Here is an 18,521-nt window from a genome sequence, read left to right as displayed (position 1 = left end):
CGCGCCGTTCGTACCGGCGCGTTCGCTACATCATCATTTCGCAATCCATATCAACCGATTCACTCTCATAGAGCAACCAACATGGCATTCGTTTTCCAGCCCGAGGCGCCCGTCGCCCTTGCCGTCGCCGGCTCGACCGATCAATTCGCGGTGCGCCGCGTCTACTGCGTGGGCCGCAACTACGCCGCGCACGCGCGCGAAATGGGCTTCGACCCGGACCGCGAGCCGCCCTTCTTCTTCTGCAAGCCCGATAACGCCATCGTGCCCGTGGCCTACGGCGAAACGCTCGAATTGCCCTACCCGGCGCAAACGCAGAACTACCACTACGAAGCGGAACTCGTGGCCGTGATCGGCAAGGCGGGTTCGGACATCGCCCTTGAAGACGCGCTCTCGCACGTCTGGGGCTACGCAGTCGGCCTCGACATGACGCGTCGCGACCTCCAGATGAAAATGCGCGAAATGGGCCGCCCCTGGGAAATCGGCAAGGCGTTCGATCTCTCGGCGCCGGTCGGCCCCGTGCATCCGGCAAGCATTGCCGGGCACTTCGACAACGCGGCGCTGTGGCTCACCGTGAACGGCGAAACGAAGCAAAAGAGCGATGTCTCGCATCTCATCTGGTCGGTCGCGGAAACGGTCGCGTACCTCTCGCAGTTCTTCCGCCTCGAACCGGGCGACGTGATCTTCACCGGCACGCCCGAAGGCGTGGGCCCCGTGAAGACCGGCGACACCATGAAGGTGGGCGTGGAGCGCCTGGGCGAGCTGACCGTGAAAGTGGTTTGAGCCGCGTCGCGCCTACAGGAAACGTCATCGTGCAGCTCTACAGCTTCTTCAACAGCTCGACCTCGTACCGCGTGCGCATCGCACTGCGGCTCAAGGGCGTCGAGCATGAGTATCTCGGCGTGAACATTCGCACCGGCGAGCATTGCGCGCCCCAATACGTCGAGAACGTGAACGCTTCGGCGGCGGTGCCCGCTATCGTCGAGGGCGATTTTCATCTCGGCCAGTCGCTCGCCATCATCGACTGGCTCGATGCGCGCCATCCCGAGCCGCGCCTGATTCCGGCGGACCCGCAACGGCGTGCGCACGTGCTCGAACTCGCGTATCTGATCGGCTGCGACATGCACCCCGTCAACAACCTGCGCGTGCTCAAGTACCTCCAGAACGTGCTGGCAGTGACGCCGGAGCAGAAGGACGCGTGGTATCGGCACTGGATCGACGAAGGCATGGCGGGCGTCGAGCGTCTGCTCGCTCAGGCCGCCGCCACGCATGAGGGACCGTGGTGCTTCGGCGCGGCGCCCACGCTCGCCGATTGCTGCCTCGTGCCGCAAATCGCCAACGCGCTGCGCATGGGCTGCGACCTCTCGGCCTACGTGCGCAGCATGGCGGTCTACCGTCACGCCCGCGAACATCCGGCGTTCGCCGCGGCCGAGCCGCAACGCCAGCCCGATTACATCGCATAGCGGCCAGCCGCCGCCCCAACAAGTCATTCAGGAGACAAGACATGCATACATCCCAACCGGCGCGTCGCGCGATCGTCGTGGGCGGCGGCATCGGCGGCCTGGCCGCGGCGCTCGCGCTCGCGCGCGCCGACGTTCGCGTGCTGCTGCTCGAACAGGCCGCGCAGATCGGCGAGATCGGCGCGGGCATCCAGCTCGGGCCCAATGCGTTCACGGCGCTCGATGCGCTCGGCGCGGGCGAGGCGGCGCGCAGTCGCGCGGTGTTCACGGACTCGCTCACGCTCATGGATGCGACCAATGCCAGGCCGGTTGCGCGCATCGAAACGGGTGCGCGCTTTCGCGAGCGCTTTGCCAATCCGTACGGCGTGATTCATCGCGCCGATATCCACCTGTCGATCCTCGAAGCGGTGAAGGACAATCCGCTGATCCAGTTCCGCACGAATACGCAGATCAAGGCGCTCGAACAGGACGAGCACGGCGTGACTGTGACCGACCAGCACGGCGAGCGCTACAGCGCCGACGCGATGATCGGCTGCGACGGCGTGAAGTCGGCGGTACGCGCCGCGTTGATCGGCGACGAACCGCGTGTGACGGGACATGTGGTCTACCGCGCCGTGGTCGACACGGAAAACATGCCGAAGGACTTGCAGCTCAATGCGCCCGTGGTATGGGCCGGGCCGCACTGTCACCTCGTGCACTACTCGCTGCGCGGCGGGCGGCAGTACAACCTCGTCGTGACCTTTCACAGCCGCGAGCAGGAAGTGTGGGGCGTGCGCGACGGCAGCAAGGAAGAAGTCCTTTCGTACTTCGAAGGAATCGACGCACTGCCGCGCCAGATGCTCGACCGTCCCACCTCGTGGAAGCGATGGGCCACCGCCGACCGCGACCCGGTCGAGCAATGGAGCTTCGGGCGCGCGACGATACTCGGCGACGCTGCGCACCCCATGACGCAGTACGTGGCTCAGGGCGCCTGCCAGGCGCTGGAGGATGCTGTGACGCTCGGCGCTGCCGTCAAGGCCGCCGATGGCGACTTCGTCGCGGCATTCAAGCGCTATGAAGCGGTGCGCATTCCGCGCACGGCGCGCGTGCTCTACTCGGCGCGTGAGATGGGGCGCGTTTATCACGCGATGGGTGTGGAGCGTCTTGTGCGCAATGCGTTGTGGGTGGGGCGCAGTCAGGAGCAGTTTTATGATTCGCTGCAATGGTTATATGGGTGGCGGGCTGAGGATTGTCTCGATACCGTGGTGGTCTGAGCGCTGGTGCCTGGGCTCTGGCGGTTGAGGTTGGCTCGGGTTGATGGCGGGGTTCCTGGCGGTTTTGGCCTTTCCTTGCTTTCGTGTCGGTCTGCATGCGTTGCCCCTGTGCGGGGCGGCACCTACTTTTCTTTGCAGCGGCAAAGAAAAGTAGGCAAAAGAAAGCCGCTCACACCGCCAATGCCCGCCACCGTTCACCCCGCACCGCATCAGGTAGTGGCTCCGGAGCGTCCGTCACCCCGCACCTTCGAACGTAGTGACAAGGCCGTCATACTTCCCGCTGCTCGCTTCGCGCGCCGCGGAAAGGTCTGCGGGAAACCCGCCTTGCGTACGCAAGGTTTGTGCTTTCTGTTATGCCCTTCGGGGCGCGTAGCGCCGCCGAAAGGATGAGCCCTTTGTCACTCAGTACAAAGGTGCGGGGTGACAGACGCTCCGGAGCCACTATCTGGGGCGGCGCGAGGTGAACGGTGGCAGGCGTTAGCGGTGTGAGCGGCTTTCTTTTGCCTACTTTTCTTTGCCGCTGCAAAGAAAAGTAGGTGCCGCCCCGCACAGGGGCAACCCTGGCAGACCGACACGAAAACAAGGAAACGCGAAAGCCCCCAGGAACCACGACAAAAAAGAAAAGCTAACGCGCAAAATACATATCGTGCAGCTCATCCACATTCACATCGTTCGCCCGCGCGGCAAACGTCACCTTCCCACCCTGCATCAAATACACCTGATCAGCAAGCCGCAGCGCCATATTGGTATTCTGCTCGACCAGCACGATGGTCCGCCCCGCCGCCTTCAGGCGTTCGAGAATCGCGAACACCTCCTGCACCATCACGGGCGCAAGCCCAAGCGAAGGCTCATCGATCAGCATGAGTTGCGGCGAGGACATCAGCCCGCGCCCTAACGCGAGCATCTGTGCCTGCCCACCCGAGAGCGTCCCCGCCGCCAACGCGCGACGCTCCTTGAGCAGCGGAAAAAGCGTGTACACCTCATCGAGCTGCGCTTTCGCCCCGGCGCGCCGCGCTTTCGCGAAAGCACCCAGCATGAGGTTCTCTTCGATCGACATGTCGCGGAAAATCATGCGTCCCTCGGGCACCATCGCAATGCCACGTTGCGCCATGTCCCAGGTGGGCACACCCGCGAGCGGCGCGCCGTCGAAGGTGATCTGCCCGCGCTCCAGCGGCACGAGCCCCATGATCGCGCGCAGCAGCGTGGTCTTGCCCGCGCCGTTCGGTCCCACGATAGTCGTGACTTCGCCGCTCGCGATATTGAGCGAGACATCCCACAACACGTTGATCGCGCCGTAGCCCGCGCGGGCGCTGCTGACTTCAAGCATGGGCGGCCTCCCCCGTATAGCTGCGCACGACTTCCGGATCGCGGAACACCTCGGCGGGCGGTCCGTCGGCAATCAGCTTGCCGAAATTGAGCACGCACACGCGGCGGCACAGGTTCATCACGGTTTCGATATCGTGTTCGATGATCAGGATGCCTACCTTATAGCGTTCGTGAACCGCCAGCAGCGTCTGCATGAAGCGGCGCTTGGTCGCAGTTTCCAGCCCGCCCAGCACTTCGTCGAGCAGCAGCAGCTTCGGCCCCGTGGCCAGCGCTTTCGCTACTTCCAGTGCCTTGAGTTCGGTCAGCGCGAGTTCCGTGGCCGCTTCGCGCTGTGCCTTGGCTTCCAGCCCCATGAACGCCAGGATCTCGTCGATGCGAGCTTCGTCCACGCGTCCGGTGCCAAAGCGTTGCGCGACGATCAGGTTCTCGCGCACGGTCAATTCGTGCATGGGCTGCGGCACCTGAAACGTGCGCCCGATGCCAAGGCGCGCGCGGCGATACAGCGGCGCCTTCAGCAAATCGACGTCGCCGAAGCGGATCGAGCCGCTCGTGGGCCGCACGAGGCCGGAGATCGCGTTGAATAACGTGGTCTTGCCCGCGCCGTTCGGCCCGACGAGTCCCACGACGTCGCGCGTGCCGAGCGACAGCGATACGCCGTTCACCGCCGTGATGCCGCCAAAGCGGATCGACACGTCTTGCAGGCGCAGTTCCGCCGCTTGCTCCCCTTGTTCCACGCCTTCGACTCGTTCAGCTTGCTGCATAAACACCTCGCCGGGTACGTTTGAAGCGCAGCGCGGTCAGCCCCGCCGGGCTCACGATGATCATCGCCACGAGCAGCATGCCGAGCACGATCTGGTGGCCCGTGGGCAGCAGGCTCTTGAGCACGAGCTGATCGACGAGATACACGCTCACCGCGCCCACCAGCGGCCCGAGAATGGTGCGATAGCCGCCGCAGATCGCCGCGATGATCGGCACCACGGCCCAGCTCGCGTTGAACGCATAGTCGGGTTCGAGGAAGTTGATGTAATGCGCGTTGAAGGCGCCCACCAGCCCCGTCATCAAGGCGGAAAGCATCAGCATGGCAAGCTTGAGCATCACGCTGTTCACGCCCACCACGCGTGTGGCGTCCTCCGACTCGTGCATCGCGCGCAGCGCAAGACCCACGTAGCTGCCGCGCAGCCGCGCGTAGATCGCGGCGAACACGAGCACGAGCGTGAGCACCACGAGGTAGCCGCCACTCTTGCTGCCGAAGTCGAAGCCCGCGAGCTTCGGCAAGCCCGGGATGCTGGAGAGCCCGCTCGCGCCGCCGGTGAGGCCGGACCATTCGGTCGCGACGATGCGAAAAATCTGCGCGTAAGCGAGAATGGCCAGCGCGAAGTACGGGCCCTTCAGGCGCAGCGCGGGCGCCATCGCGAGCGAGGCGAGCGCCGCGCCCACGCCGCCCGCGAGCATGGCGGGAAACACGGGCCACCCCGCCTTGAGCGTGAGCAGCGCCGAAATATACGAGCCCACGCCGAAGAACGCGGCATGGCCGAAGCTCACCATGCCGCCCAGATTGCCGAGCAGCGCCCACGCGAGCGCCACGCCCGCAATGGTGAGCGAGGCCACGGCAAGACTCATCAGATAGAGGTTCTGGCCGAGCACGAGCGGCACGGCCACATAGAGCACGAGCAGCGCCACGGCGAGCGCGGCGATGCGCGAGCCGGACCAGGCGGTTGCCGGTTTCATCGTTTGCATGGATCTCATCCCCTTCGTTTCGCCACGCCGAACAAGCCGTTCGGCAACACGTAGAGCACGAGCAGGAACAGCAGCATGCCCGCGAGTTCCTGAAGCGCCGAGCTGGCGAGCGTGACCGTGAGCGCCTCGGTAATGCCGAGCAGCATGGCGCCCGCCAGCACGCCCGGAATCGAGCCCACGCCCGCGAGCACCGTGATGATGAACGCCTTCACCGTGAGCGCCTCGCCGATCGACGGCTGGATCGCGCTCGACGCGTAGATCGACACCCCCGCGCACGAAGCGAGCAGCCCCGCCACGACGAAGGAGATCAGCTCGGTCTTGCGCGGGTCGATGCCCATGAGACGCGCGGCGTCGCGGTTGCTCGAAATGGCGCGCACGGCGCGGCCATACCACGAGCGCGAGAGCCACCACCACAACGCGAGCATCAGCACCACGCTGATGCCGAACGAAAGCAGCTCGCTGCGCATGGAAAGCAGGTCGCCCAGCATCACGCTGTCCTGCAACCACGCGTTGCCGCTCGAGCGCACGTCGGCGCCCCAGCCCAACAGCACGGCGTTGGTGAGCACGATGCCGATGCCGTAGGTCAGGATCAGCGAGTTCAGCTCACGGTCGCGCTTGATGCGGCTCACGAGGTACCACGCCGCCGCAGCGGCCGCGCACACCACGGGAATCGCGACCGGAATCGCGAGCACGGGATTCAGGCCGAGCTTCGTCTCGAACGTGTAGGCGATATAGGCGGCAAGCAGCACCAGCTCGCCGTGCGCGAGGTTGATGATGCGCATCGAGCCGAACACCAGCGCGAGCCCGAGCGCGACGAGCGCGTACGCGCCGCCCACGAGCACGCCGGAATACAGCGATTGGAGCAACAGGTCGGTCATTGCGACGCCTCCTTCGCAGCGCTAGCGCTCACCATGGCAGCGCGGGATAGTTCAGCTTGCCCGTGGCGCGTTCCTTCGGCCACACGAGCACGATGCGGTCGCCCTGAATCTGCGCCATGTTGTTCTGGAATGACGGGTTGTCGCCGTTCGCCGCGAAGCTCACCTTGCCGATGAGCGTGTCGTGCGGCTTCGCGCGCAGCTCGGCGGCAATGCCGTCCTGCTTGAGCGTGCCCGCGTCGGCGGCGCGCGCCATCGCGTCGAACAGCAGGCGCGACTGCACGTAGGCGAACTCGGCCACGTAGTCGGGCTCCTTGTGGAACGCGGCCTGGTAAGCTTCGACGAAGGTCTTGCCTTCGGCCGAGCCGAACTGCGCCGGATGCGGCAGCATCGCGCAACCGATCACGTTGTTCACGAGGTCGGGAAACTCGGCCGTCATTTTGGGCGTGGCGATCGACCACGCGCCCATCACGGCCTTCAGTTGCGGGCGCAACACCTTGGCCGCGCGCAGGATGCCGATATAGTCGTTCTCGTAGCCGATCATCAGCATGACTTCAGGCTTGTCCTGCAAGCGCACCTTGTTCACGAGCGGCTTGAAGTCCGTCATGGTCGGGTCGAACGCGTGCACGGTCACCGTCGCGCCCTGCGCGCGCATTTGCGTGGAGACTTCGTTGCTCAGGTCGGTGGTGGCCTGCTTCGTCGAGGCAAGAATCGACACGGACTTCACGCCCATCGCGTTCAACTGGCCCACCACGGCTTTCGAGTAGCCCGAAGCGGGTCCGATGCGAAAGAAGCGCTTGAGGCCGCGCGTGGTCATCGCGCTGTCCACAGCGCCCGAGGTGATATAGACGATGCCTGCCTTGTCGGCCGCTTCCGAGGCCGGGCTCACCGAGTTCGAGCCATAGCCGCCCGTAATGGCGAGCACGCCCTGCGAGGCGAGCTTCTCGACGGCCGAAACCGCCTTAGCGGGCTGCGCCTCGTCGTCGATCACCGTGAGCGCGACCTTGTGCTTGCCGCCGCCCTTGTTGAAGAGGTCCGCGGCGAGCTTGATGCCTTCGAGCTGGGCGTTGCCCGCGCGCGCCATCGAACCCGTGAGCGGCAACTCCACGCCCACCGGCAGCACGTCGGCGAACGCCGCGGGCGTGTGCGCGAGCAGCGCGCACACGCTTGCCGCGCCCGCGCCCAGGCGCCACGAGGGGCGGGGAAAAGCTCGGAAAAAAGCGCGGAAAACCGTGCTCGGCTTGCTGCGAGTAGCGTTGCGAACCATCGAACCTCCAAACCTTTGTCTCAATGAGATGGAGCGGCGCCGTCGAACGCGGCGCTCGCACTGTTTCGTTGTTCTATTCGTTTGCTTCGGAGTACGTCATAAGCACTCACGCGAGCGCGGCTTCAGCTCACCACGGCACGCCGGGATACACGGGCTTCGACGTCGCGTAGTTGGCGGGCCACACGAGCGCGAGCTTGCCGTCGTGCGCGAACTGGCCCATGTGCGCCACGTAGTTCGTGTTGTCGCCGCGCGCGTCGAAGCTCACCTTGCCGAGGAAGGTGTCGTCGCGCTGCGTGGCGCGCAGCGTGTCGGCGAGACCGCCCTTATCGAGCGCACCGGACTTCTGTGCCTTGGCGATCGCGTCGAACAGCACTTGCGCGTAGACGAACGACGTTTGCGACTGGTAATTCGAGCTGGTCTTGAAGAGACGTTGATAGGTATCGGAAAAGTCGCGCTGGTCAGCCGAGCGGTAGTCGGCCGGCGAGGACAGCACCGTCGCGCCGTACACGTTCGGCACGAGATCGGGGAACGACTGCGCCATCTTCGGGCTCGCAAAGGCCCACGGCGCCGCAATCGCCTTCAGGTCGGGCTTGAGCACGCGCGCGGCGCGCAGAATGCCCACGTAGTCGTTTTCATAGCCGAGCATCGCCATCGCGTCCGGCTTGTCCTGCAACTTCACCTTGTTGATGAGCGGCTTGAAGTCGCTGATCGAGGGATCGTAGGCGTGCAGCGTGGTCTTCACGCCCTGCGCCTTGAGCGCCGTGTCGAGTTGCTTCGCGAGATCGCTGGTCGCGTCCTTCGTCGAATAGACGATCGCCACCGACTTCACGCCCAGTGCGTCAAAGAGGCCCACCATGCCCTTCGTGTAGCCGGGCGTGTTGCTCACGCGAAAGAAGTTCTTCAGCCCGCGCGTGACCATGTCGTCGCTCGTGCCGCCCGACGTCACGTAGACGAGGCCCGCCTTGCTGGCCGCCTCCGAAGCGGGACCGGCGCAGTTGGAATTGGCCGCGCCCGCAATCGCCACCACGTGCTGCGACGCGAGTTGCTCGACGGCGGCGACGGCCTTGGCCGGGTTCGATTCGTCGTCGACGGCGATGAGGGTGATCTTGTCCTGTGGATGGCGACGGTTGTAGATGTCGGCCGCCACCTGAATGCCGCGATACATCTCGGTGCCCGCCTGCGCGAGCGCGCCGGTGAGCGGCAGTTCCACGCCTACGCGCCACTCCGTGGCGTGCGCAAGCGTTGGCGCCAGCGCGATGGTCAGCGCCGCTGCCAGCGCGCCATGCAGGCGGCGCGGCGCGCGAGCGGGTGTTGCGTTGGGCGCGTGCTGCACAAGCCGGGCTTGCGTCCTGGGTCGCCTCATGTCTCCTCCTTCGCCTTCGCGGGCGCTTGTTTGCTTTGGAGTTTTCCGGCGTGGCGCGTGCGTGGCGCCAACATCGGACAGGTGCCAGTGTGGTGGAGGCACGCGAGGCCAACAATTCGTTTTCGGAAAAGCGGGCGTTCGGCTGGCTGGAAGTCGGCATTTGTCCCAATGCCGGAGGGCGCGCGCGCGTGCCCGGCCGGGCTTCCGGGCGCGTGGTGCGGGGCATTACCGGTGCACCGAGCCGAGCGGCGCGAGCCGGATCGTATGACTTTACCTGGACGATCCATCGCGCATCACATCACAACGTGATATAACGTTCGATAGAAGAATGGATCAACCACGCGGATCAGGATGAAGCGACAGCAAGGGACAAATCACTTTTGCCTGAACCGGTCAGTTCCACTTTCCGGCAACTTGGCGCACGCCTGCGCGCCACCGGAACCCTAGTCCTGCGATTTGTCCGAAAAGCCCTATCGCCCTTGTTTCCGGGGGTGCGAAATGAATGCTGATCAGTCGGGAGCCACGCTCCTGTCGGAGGAAGACGCCCATCGCCAGTTGCGCCGCGCTGTCATTGCCAGCACCATCGGCACGACGATCGAATGGTATGACTTCTTCCTCTACAGTATCGTCACCGGCCTTATCTTCGCGAAGCTGTACTTTCCTGAGTCCGACCCGCTCGTCGGCACCCTGCAAGCCTTTCTGATCTACGCCGTGGGGTTCGTCGCCCGGCCGGTTGGCGCGGCCATCTTCGGCCACTACGGCGACCGCGTGGGCCGCAAGGCCACCCTGATCGTCACTCTCTTGCTCATGGGCCTCGCCACCTTCGCCGTGGCCTTCGTTCCGACCTATGCGACGATCGGCGTCTGGGGCGCGGTCCTGCTCACGGTGCTGCGCTTCATCCAGGGCGTGGGCGTGGGCGGCGAATGGGGCGGCTCGGTGCTGATGTCCATGGAGTGGGCGCGCACCAATTCGCACCGCGGCTTCGTCGCGTCCTGGCCGCAGTTCGGCGTGCCGGCGGGCCTCTTTCTCGCCAATCTCGCGGTGCTGGCCATGAGCGAGATCTCCGGCAGCAGCTTCTTGACCTGGGGATGGCGGGTGCCGTTTTTCCTGAGCATCGTGCTCGTCGCCATTGGGCTCTATATCCGGCTGAGCATTCTCGAAACGCCGATCTTCGCCAAGCTCCTCGCCGAGAACAGGATCGAGAAAACCCCGATGCTCGAAGTGATCCGCCGCCAGCCCAAGGACATCCTGCTCTCGGCGCTCGCGCGCATGGCCGAGCAGGCGCCGTTCTACATCTACACGGCCTTCGTGTTCACCTATGGCGTGAAAACGCTGCACGTCTCGCGCGACCTCATGCTCACCGCCGTGCTGGCCGCCGCCGTGTTGCAGTTCGTGACCATTCCGCTCTTTGGCCACGTGTCCGACCTGATCGGTCGCAAGCGCATGTACATGATCGGCGCGGTAGCCGTCGGCGTGTTCGGCTTTATCTACTTCGCGATGGTCGACACGAAAAATCCCGCGTGGATTTTCGCGGCCGTGGTGCTTTCGCTCGTCCCGCACGCCATGCTTTACGGTCCACAGGCGGCGTTCATCGCCGAGTCGTTCACGGGGCGGCTGCGGTATAGCGGGGCGTCGCTCGGCTATCAACTGGCTTCGGTGATTGCGGGCGGCCCCGCACCGTTGATCGCCACCGCGCTGTTCGCTTACTACCGCTCGGGCTACGCGATCGCGGCGTATATCCTCGCGTGCGCGGTGGTCAGCCTGCTCGCCGCCTGGCGCATGGGCGACTACACGAACAAGGACATTTCGCGCGAATACGACGACACCCGCGCCTGGGGCGAGCGCGGTCACACTTCGCGGCATGCGTGACCGGCCGCGCGGGAGGCGCTCGATGCTCACGCGAGCGCCTCCACCCGGCGCGCGAACCCGCATCGGATAGCCCGGCAGCGAAAAACGCTACACTTGGCGGCACCCGCCGACTCATCGAAGACTCATCGAACGAGGTGCTCGCCATGCCGGTTGCCCATGCGGGGCGTTCAGCTCGCCTCTTCTCCCTCTTCTGCCTTCTCCTCTCCCTCGTTTTCTGGCTCAGCGGCTGCGCGGGGTTTGGCCAGGACCCGCTGCGGGTCAACGTGGCAGGCATCGAACCGCTAAAAGGCGAAGGGCTGGAGATGCGCTTCAACGTGAAGCTGCGCATCCAGAATCCCAACGATACGCCGATCGAATATAGCGGCGTCTCGCTGCAACTGGATCTCAATGGGCAATCCTTCGCGAGCGGCGTGAGCGATCAAAGCGGCGTCGTGCCGCGATTTGGCGAAGCGATCATCTATGTGCCGCTGACCGTGCCTGCGTTCTCCGCCGTGCGCCAGGCCTTCGCGTTCGCAGGCGGCGCGAGCGCGGGCAGCATTCCGTACGAGATTCGCGGGCGGCTCGCGGGCGGCATCGGTGGCGGCACGCGATTCACCGATCAGGGGAAATTGTCGCTGCCGGTGGCGCCGGGTGGGAGCTTGATGGGCGAGTAAATGCCTCGCAGAAGGCGCCCCATTCCGGCGCGCGCGGCGCCATGCACGACCTGCAATCTCCCCATAAAAACAATGCAGTAGACAACAACTGGCCTGGTCCCTCAAATTGGCACGGTCATTCTATTTTGAATGCCATTAAACCAAGACCAAGAGGAGACAACTATGCGCGTTGGCAAGCACGGAGCGTGCGGCGTAGCGCTGGCTATTGCCGCAGGCAGTGCGGCGGCAGCCGATTCGAACGTCACGCTATACGGCGTGGCCGACACCTATTTGCAGTATCTCGACAATGGCGGCGCCCATACGATCGGCCAGTACAGCGGCGGTTCGACGGGCTCGCTGGTCGGGCTCAAAGGCAACGAAGACCTGGGTGGCGGACTCGCCGCGCAATTCGACGTCGAAGCGGGCTTCAATCTCAACAACGGCTCGCTGTTGATCGACAAGAGCGTGCTGTTCTATCGCCAGGCGTGGGTCGGGCTCAAGGACGAAACGTATGGATCGCTGAGCTTCGGCCGCCAGTACGATGTGGCGTTTCGCATTGTCTACCCGGTTGAGCCGTTCAACGTCAACGAAACGTTGTCGCCGTTCTCGGCCATGGTGCTCGCCGTCGATCGCAATACGCTCTCGACGCAGTACGATCCCGGTCGGTTGTCCAACAGCGCGCTCTACCAGACGCCGCGAATTGGCGGCTTGCAGGGTTACGCGATGTATTCGTTCGCCGCAACCGTCACGGCGCCGGTTCCGGCGACCACGGGCAATACGCTCGGCGTAGGCGTGAACTACACGGGCGGGGCGCTCTACGCGGGGTTTGCCTATACGAACCAGCGGCCGGGAACGCAGACCATCGCCGCCCTGCCGGCCGCGCTGACCTTGCTCGGCACCGAGCACTTCGTCGGTGCGCTCGCCTACCGGCTGGGTATCGTGAACCTGCAATTCAACTACTCGTACCAGCGCGCCGACAATCCCTCGCAGCATACGCTCGCCGCGGTTCTCGGCACGGCGCACTCGCTCAGCATCGCGGAACTCGGCGCAACCATTCAGGCGAGTTCCGCCGATTCCATCAAGCTTGCCGCGCTCTATCGCAACGTACGCGGCGCGCATGACAACACACCGGGCTTCGCGGCGGGTATCGACCATCTTCTGTCCAAGCGCACGAGCGTCTATGCGCGCGTTGGCTACATGAAGAACAACGGCACCGCCACGGTGAGCTGGCCGGGCGTCTCCGTAACCGAAGCGGGCACGAATCAGTTCATGGCGGCCCTGGGCGTGACGCATCGCTTCTGATTTCCTGCGTTCCCACGTAAGCAACAAAAACGGCGACTGCAAGCAGTCGCCGTTTTTATTTCGTTATCCGTATCGAATCAAACGGATTGACGCACGACAGGTGGATAAACAAACCGGCGCGAAATGTGCACTTCTCGCGGGACATAAAGACGTAGCGCCAGATAGAAGCGGCCCGCGGGCGCAGGCAGCCAGTTGGCGCGCAGAACCGGATCGTGCGGCTCCACGGCCGAAATCGCAATGCGCAAGCCGCCGTCCGCGTCGTGACGCAGGCCGCGTGTACGGTCGCCCAGCGAATAACGCCCTATCTCGTTCTCCGCGAGCATGCAGGTCGCTTTCTCGTAGGCGGTGAGCGACCAGAATGCGTCGACCTGCGGCCCTTGTCCCGCTGCAAAGTACACGACGTAAGTGCAGCCGCCATCGAGGCATGCCCCGCTTGAATCGAAGTCAGCCGTGATGTACATCGCCTCTTCGATGCCCAGTGCGCCGATATAGTTGAGCGCGACCTGCGCGCGTTCGCGATAGTCCGCGCCGAACGACTCGCGCACGTCCACCGGCAAGGCCCACCCGCCGCCCAGCGCGAGCGCGGGCGCACCCGAGAGGGCATCCGTCACATGCGCAATGGCGCGCGCCAGGGTCTCGCGCACCTGCGCGTCGAGCGCCTTGCCGGCGCAGCGGGCGCCGACGCCCACTCGCTCAAAGCTTGCCACGCGTTCGCCCTCGGCAAGCGGCGGCGGATTCGCGGCCAGCACCGCGTTGACGACCTCGACGAACCGCATGGCGTCGCCCGGCTTCTCGTTCGGCTGCATGCCCGCGTCGATCCGGCACGGCGCCTGCGCGCTGCCTTCCGGCCCAGGCTCGATGACCAACTGGTCCTGCAAGCGCACGGCATCGGAGAGATCCGCTGCGCCGTCCGCCAGCATGCGACCGATGATCCACACTGTATTCGTGGGGCATGCCACCGCTTGCATGCCCTCGGGCACGCTGCCGCGCCAACCCGGTCCGTGCAGCAGGAACGCGCCGGCCTCGTTGCCGGTCGTGCGCGTGCCGATACAGCCGAACGGATTCGTGTACATGTCGAGCAGACCGAGCACGTAGTACCGCGCCTGCATCGCGGGCACGCGGATCACGATAGGGCCCGCGCTCAGGTCCAGCCATGCATTCGAGTACAGCGTGTCGTTGTTTGGCGTGACGACCCGGCGATGTTGCGGGCCGAGCAGTTCGCGCACATGGAGCCACTGGTTCGCCCAGCGTTGCGAGGCGTCGGCCGCGGAACCGGCGAGACGCCCGGCTGCGTCGATACGCGGACAGGTTGCCGAGCGCATGCGCGCCATTTCGTACAGCGGCAGCGCGAACTGCACCGCTTCGACGGCCAGATCGAACAGACCATCAAACTGCGGATCGGAATCAGGCGTGGGTTTCATGTTCACAAGCGGCGTTGGTCATGGTTAGTCATGGTTGGTCATTCACGGCACGAACCGGGGGAATCGCGTAAAGCCCTTCGAGGAAAGACGTTTGCGGGTGATAAAGGCGCAGGATCAGATAGAAGCCGCCCACCGGCGCGGGCAACCAGTTCGCGGACAAAGGCGGCGGCGCGTGCTGGATCTGGATACGCAGGCCGCCGTTGGCGTCGTATTGAAGCCCTTGCGTGCGGTCACCGATCGCATACCGCCTGATCGGGTTGTCGACGAAAAAACGATCCTCGCCATAGAGCGACAGCGACCACAGCGCATCGACCGGCGGCAACTGGCCCGGCGGAAAATAGAGTTCGTAGCGACGGCTCCCGGCAAGAAGCTGCCCCGCGTCGTCGAAATCGGCAGTGGCGTAGACCGCTTCGTCGGCGGCCAGCGCACCCAGGCCTTTCATGGCGATGCACGCTCGCAGCACATGATCGTTTCCATAGCGACCAAGTCCGAGGCTATACGCCCAACCGCGCCGGGCGCGATTCGTCGTGAACGCGGCGATCAAACGTTGGGCGTCCACGTAACCCTGGCGCAAACCATGCTGAACCGCTGCCGGAAGCAACGTGACGTCGTTCGGCCCCCGTTCGCGCAAGCCCGCGCGCACGAGCATCTTCACGAGCGCTGCCTCGTCCTCGCGCACCGGAAAGTCGGCCAGCGAGTCGAACACGCTCTGGAAGAAGTCGAGCGCGCGATCTCCGCGCTCGGGCCATCGGCTCACGCACGCGGGCCCTGCGCTCTGCGGCCCGTGCAGACGAAACGCGCGTGCAACCTGCCGTGCGGCCGGCAGATCGTCGTCGCCGTGCACCAGCACGCGGCCAAGCAACCACACGAGTGCCGTGGGACATTCCACCGGAATACCCGGCGCATCCACTCGCTGGCCGCGCGCGTGCAGCACGAACCGGCCGCCGTTTGCGCCCGCTTTGCGTGCGCCGATATTGACGAAGTTGCTCGTGAAGGCGTCCAGCAGTTCGATCACGTAGTAGCGATCCGCCTCGATGGCGGGAATCTCGAGCACGACAGGCCCCGCACCAAGATCGATCCAGCCGTTCAGATAGAGGAAGTCGTTCGCCGGCGTGACGATGTCGCGATCTTCGTGGGTCCAGCAACGCTCGCTCGCGTGAATCGTGTTGAAGGGCGAGCGCAGCGGACTCGTCGAATGCGCCAGCGTGTGCAGCGCGCACGTGCGCATGACTTCGACCACGGGATAACGCGCGAGCGCAAGCGGCCCGGCCGCCATTCTGACGAGCGCGGTGAGCGGGTCGTCGACGTGTTCCGGCATTGCCTCGTTGAGGCTCATTGTTGGGTTGTACATAACAGTTTCCGGTTGGAGGCGGCGGGGCGGCAATGCCGCCTTGAACGGCCGCGTTGCAAACAAGCGCGGCGTTACTGGACGGTGTGGCGCGCGCTTTGCGAGCCGGGCCGGTTCGAGTCGGCCAACGCTGGGTGAGCGGCCTGGGCGCGAGCGATAAAGCGCCGCCGATCCGCGTCGGGATGGATCAGCCACGCGGCGAGCAAGCCCGCGATCACGGAGAATCCCCCGGCCACCATCATGCCGAGGCGATAGCCGGTGACGACGTCCGCGGCGCGGTCGATGATCCATCCCATCACCGCGGGCGTGATCAGCCCCGCCAGCGTCGTGATGCAGATGTTGATGCCCAGCACGCCGCCGCGTTGCGCGCCCGGCACGATTTCGCCCGCGAGCGTGACACCGGTCACGAACGTGAACGAAGCCAGCGAGAACGCGAGTGTCACGGTCGCGATGAGCAGCGGCCCAACGGGCACGAACGGCATGAGCGCCAGTGCGCCGCCGGAGGCGACCACCGCCGCCGCGCCCAGCGTTCCGCGCGCATGGCGACTGGAAATGCCGCGCTTCATAAGCCATTGCGACCCGCCGCTCAGCGCCGGTGAGGCGATCATCTGGCCAAAGGCGGGCAGCACGACGATCCAGCCGACCTGCTCGATCGAATAGCCGCCAACGCGTGTGAGATAGCTCGGCAGCCAGACGGTGGCGACCGTGAGCATCACATAGGCGGCAAACCCGCCCAGATCGCAACCCACGCACGTGCGCGCGAGCAGCAACACGCGCAGCGGGACGCGCGCGGGCAGCGCGTGAAGGTCTGGGCGTGCCTGGGCGGTGGCATGTTCGCCTTGCCCGCGCTGCCCGTCGTGCATGCCAAGCGGCCCCTCCTGGCCGACCCGGAGCCATGCCGCGCTCCAGACCAGGCCGACGACGGCGAGCAACTGAAACGCGGCGTGCCAGCCATACGCGGCGATCACCGCCGTGATGCCGGGCGCGATGAAGCCCGCTCCGAACGCGGCCCCGATCGTTAGCAATGCAGAGGGCAGCATGCGCTCGTGATCCGGGAACCACTTATAGAGCGCGTGCACGGCAACGGGAAAAGCCGGGCCTTCGCTCGCGCCCAGCAAGATGCGCGACGCGAGCAGCGTGGCGGGCGTCGCGTACAGGAGCAGCGGCGCCTGTGACAAGGACCAGATCACGGCCATGCCGAACAGCAGCCAACGCGTTTTGACGCGATTGGCCAGCAAGCCGACCAGCAACGCCGAAACGGAAAAGAGCGCATAAAAGCTTGCCGCGATGCGCCCGAACGCCGCGTGGGTGAGATGCAGGTCTCGCATGATCGGCCCGGCGGCGAGCCCGATCAGGGACTTGTCGGCGAAATTGATCGCCAGAAACAAAAACAGTCCGGCGACGATGATCCATCTCCGGCCCTTACCGCTCGCGTCGAACGCCATGGTGTCTCCTCTCGCGGCCATTGTCGTCGCGCCGGCCAACACCGATCGCCTTCCCGCTGCCGCGTGCCGCACATTGAACGACGCCCGGCTTGATTACACAATTGCATTCTTTGCATCCAATCGATGCAGCACGCGCATGCACTTCGGGGCCACATCGAACCGGCGAAAACCTGCGTCGGGTGGGCAAACCACGCGTTGCGAGGGGGCACGATCTTCGCTATCTTGCGGTGTCACGGCACGCTCCGGCGTTGCCGCTCGCGCCACCTTTTCCGGAGTCACATCCCGTTGGTCGAAATCAGCGTCCGCCGGTTGAACCATATCGTCGCCCTCGCCGAAGAAGGCAGCTTTGCGCGCGCGGCCGAGCGCGTCCATTTGAGCCAGCCGGCGCTCAGCCGCAGTGTGCAGGCCATCGAGGAAGAACTCGGTTTGCGCCTGTTCGATCGCGCGACGCGCGGCGTGGCGGTGACGCAGGCGGGCAAGCTGATCATCGAGCGAGCGCGCCGCGTGCTGTTCGAAGCGGGCTGTCTCGTGCGCGACGTCGAATTGCTCAAGACACACGAGGCGGGCGAGGTGCGCATCGGGCTCGGACCGTACCCCGCTGCGTTGCTGTTGCCCGACCTGCTGACGGCGTTCGCCACCGGTTATCCGAACGTGCAGATGAAAGCCGAGCTCAATCACGCGCACGTGATGATCGACATGCTGCTCAAGGAGCAACTGGACTTCCTCGTGCTCGACCGTCGGGTGCTGCCCGACAACGCATCGCTATCGGTGCGGCGTCTGCCGCGCCACAACGGCAACTGGTTTGCCCGGCCCGGCCATCCGTTGATGCAACGCGGGCCGGTGCCGTCGAGCGCGCTGCGCGACTATCCGATCGTGACCGTGCCGTTGCCGCAATACATGCGCAGCGCGGTGCACCGCCTGCTGAAAATCCGCTCGCACGAGCGAATTCCGATCCAGCTCGAATGCAATGACGTGCGCGTGCTCAAGGGCTACGTGGAAACCAGCGACGCGGTGCTGTTCGCAACGGCATCGGTGACACGGCGCGAGCTTGAGGCGAAAACGCTCGCGGCCGTGCCGTTGACCGACGCGCCGCGTACGGGTCTGGAATTCGCGCTGGTCTCGCTGGCCGAGCGAACCCTCTCGCCTGCCGGAGAAGTCGCGCTGGCGCTCACCGAGCGCATGCTCGACGAGGCCAACGTCGACGCGTAGCGCGAGTGTCGTTGGGC

Annotated in this window: 16 protein-coding genes; 7 read left to right on the top strand and 9 right to left on the bottom strand. The window is 65.2% G+C overall.

Annotated elements, in window-relative coordinates; translation table 11 throughout:
• The first annotated feature begins 81 nt into the window (after window positions 1-81).
• Genes C7402_RS17985 through C7402_RS17975 form a run of 3 tightly spaced genes read left to right on the top strand, consistent with a single transcriptional unit; the run spans window position 82 to window position 2,710 of the window.
• Entirely contained in the window at window positions 82-780 is a 699-nt protein-coding gene (locus tag C7402_RS17985; RefSeq protein ID WP_116611508.1) for a fumarylacetoacetate hydrolase family protein, read from the top strand.
• A gap of 29 nt (window positions 781-809) precedes the next feature.
• A complete protein-coding gene (gene maiA / locus C7402_RS17980) occupies window positions 810-1,460 on the top strand; it encodes a maleylacetoacetate isomerase (RefSeq protein ID WP_116611507.1) in 651 nt (216 codons plus the stop codon).
• 41 nt (window positions 1,461-1,501) lie between these two features.
• Window positions 1,502-2,710 carry a 3-hydroxybenzoate 6-monooxygenase gene (locus C7402_RS17975; RefSeq protein WP_116611506.1) on the top strand — a complete coding sequence of 403 codons (1,209 nt, stop codon included), beginning with the start codon at window positions 1,502-1,504 and terminating at the stop codon, window positions 2,708-2,710.
• A gap of 625 nt (window positions 2,711-3,335) precedes the next feature.
• Here the strand turns inward: C7402_RS17975 and C7402_RS17970 are convergent.
• The 6 genes from C7402_RS17970 to C7402_RS17945 all read right to left on the bottom strand — a co-directional run bounded on the left by C7402_RS17970 (window position 3,336) and on the right by C7402_RS17945 (window position 9,278).
• Window positions 3,336-4,037, bottom strand: a complete 702-nt coding sequence (locus tag C7402_RS17970) for an ABC transporter ATP-binding protein (protein ID WP_112177272.1) — start codon at window positions 4,035-4,037, stop codon at window positions 3,336-3,338.
• Complete coding sequence (locus C7402_RS17965; RefSeq protein ID WP_112177273.1) at window positions 4,030-4,797, bottom strand: ABC transporter ATP-binding protein; 768 nt, start codon at window positions 4,795-4,797, stop codon at window positions 4,030-4,032. The genes C7402_RS17970 and C7402_RS17965 overlap by 8 nt, the downstream gene beginning before the upstream one ends.
• Window positions 4,784-5,773, bottom strand: a complete 990-nt coding sequence (locus C7402_RS17960; RefSeq protein ID WP_308012646.1) for a branched-chain amino acid ABC transporter permease — start codon at window positions 5,771-5,773, stop codon at window positions 4,784-4,786. Before C7402_RS17960 ends, C7402_RS17965 begins: the two co-directional genes overlap by 14 nt.
• A gap of 5 nt (window positions 5,774-5,778) precedes the next feature.
• On the bottom strand, window positions 5,779-6,651 hold the full coding sequence (locus C7402_RS17955; RefSeq protein WP_112177274.1) for a branched-chain amino acid ABC transporter permease: 873 nt from the start codon (window positions 6,649-6,651) through the stop codon (window positions 5,779-5,781).
• A gap of 28 nt (window positions 6,652-6,679) precedes the next feature.
• Complete coding sequence (locus tag C7402_RS17950) at window positions 6,680-7,915, bottom strand: ABC transporter substrate-binding protein (RefSeq protein WP_116611505.1); 1,236 nt, start codon at window positions 7,913-7,915, stop codon at window positions 6,680-6,682.
• 127 nt (window positions 7,916-8,042) lie between these two features.
• Window positions 8,043-9,278 (bottom strand): ABC transporter substrate-binding protein, encoded by a 1,236-nt coding sequence (locus C7402_RS17945; protein WP_112177276.1) that lies wholly within the window; start codon window positions 9,276-9,278, stop codon window positions 8,043-8,045.
• A gap of 498 nt (window positions 9,279-9,776) precedes the next feature.
• On the opposite strand from C7402_RS17945, the gene C7402_RS17940 reads away from it, so the two are divergent.
• The 3 genes from C7402_RS17940 (at window position 9,777) to C7402_RS17930 (ending at window position 13,081) form a co-directional block, all read left to right on the top strand.
• Window positions 9,777-11,147 (top strand): MFS transporter, encoded by a 1,371-nt coding sequence (locus C7402_RS17940; protein WP_112177277.1) that lies wholly within the window; start codon window positions 9,777-9,779, stop codon window positions 11,145-11,147.
• Between the two features lie 143 nt (window positions 11,148-11,290).
• Complete coding sequence (locus tag C7402_RS17935) at window positions 11,291-11,800, top strand: LEA/WHy family protein (RefSeq protein WP_116611504.1); 510 nt, start codon at window positions 11,291-11,293, stop codon at window positions 11,798-11,800.
• A gap of 162 nt (window positions 11,801-11,962) precedes the next feature.
• Window positions 11,963-13,081 carry a porin gene (locus C7402_RS17930; protein ID WP_116611503.1) on the top strand — a complete coding sequence of 373 codons (1,119 nt, stop codon included), beginning with the start codon at window positions 11,963-11,965 and terminating at the stop codon, window positions 13,079-13,081.
• A 77-nt stretch (window positions 13,082-13,158) separates the two neighbouring features.
• Here C7402_RS17930 and C7402_RS17925 read toward each other — a convergent pair whose 3' ends face one another.
• The 3 genes from C7402_RS17925 to C7402_RS17915 all read right to left on the bottom strand — a co-directional run bounded on the left by C7402_RS17925 (window position 13,159) and on the right by C7402_RS17915 (window position 17,295).
• On the bottom strand, window positions 13,159-14,502 hold the full coding sequence (locus tag C7402_RS17925) for a DUF1254 domain-containing protein (protein ID WP_116611693.1): 1,344 nt from the start codon (window positions 14,500-14,502) through the stop codon (window positions 13,159-13,161).
• Between the two features lie 28 nt (window positions 14,503-14,530).
• A complete protein-coding gene (locus C7402_RS17920) occupies window positions 14,531-15,853 on the bottom strand; it encodes a DUF1254 domain-containing protein (RefSeq protein ID WP_116611502.1) in 1,323 nt (440 codons plus the stop codon).
• A gap of 71 nt (window positions 15,854-15,924) precedes the next feature.
• Complete coding sequence (locus C7402_RS17915) at window positions 15,925-17,295, bottom strand: MFS transporter (RefSeq protein ID WP_116611501.1); 1,371 nt, start codon at window positions 17,293-17,295, stop codon at window positions 15,925-15,927.
• Window positions 17,296-17,580: 285 nt separating this feature from the next.
• Between C7402_RS17915 and C7402_RS17910 the strand changes: the two genes are divergently transcribed.
• Window positions 17,581-18,504 (top strand): LysR family transcriptional regulator, encoded by a 924-nt coding sequence (locus C7402_RS17910; RefSeq protein ID WP_165841915.1) that lies wholly within the window; start codon window positions 17,581-17,583, stop codon window positions 18,502-18,504.
• Window positions 18,505-18,521: the final 17 nt, after the last annotated feature.

This window comes from Paraburkholderia unamae (genome assembly GCF_003096875.1).
Classification (GTDB): domain Bacteria; phylum Pseudomonadota; class Gammaproteobacteria; order Burkholderiales; family Burkholderiaceae; genus Paraburkholderia; species Paraburkholderia unamae.
Note: the sequence above shows the minus strand (reverse complement) of the source record. Positions and strands in the feature narration are given on the sequence as shown.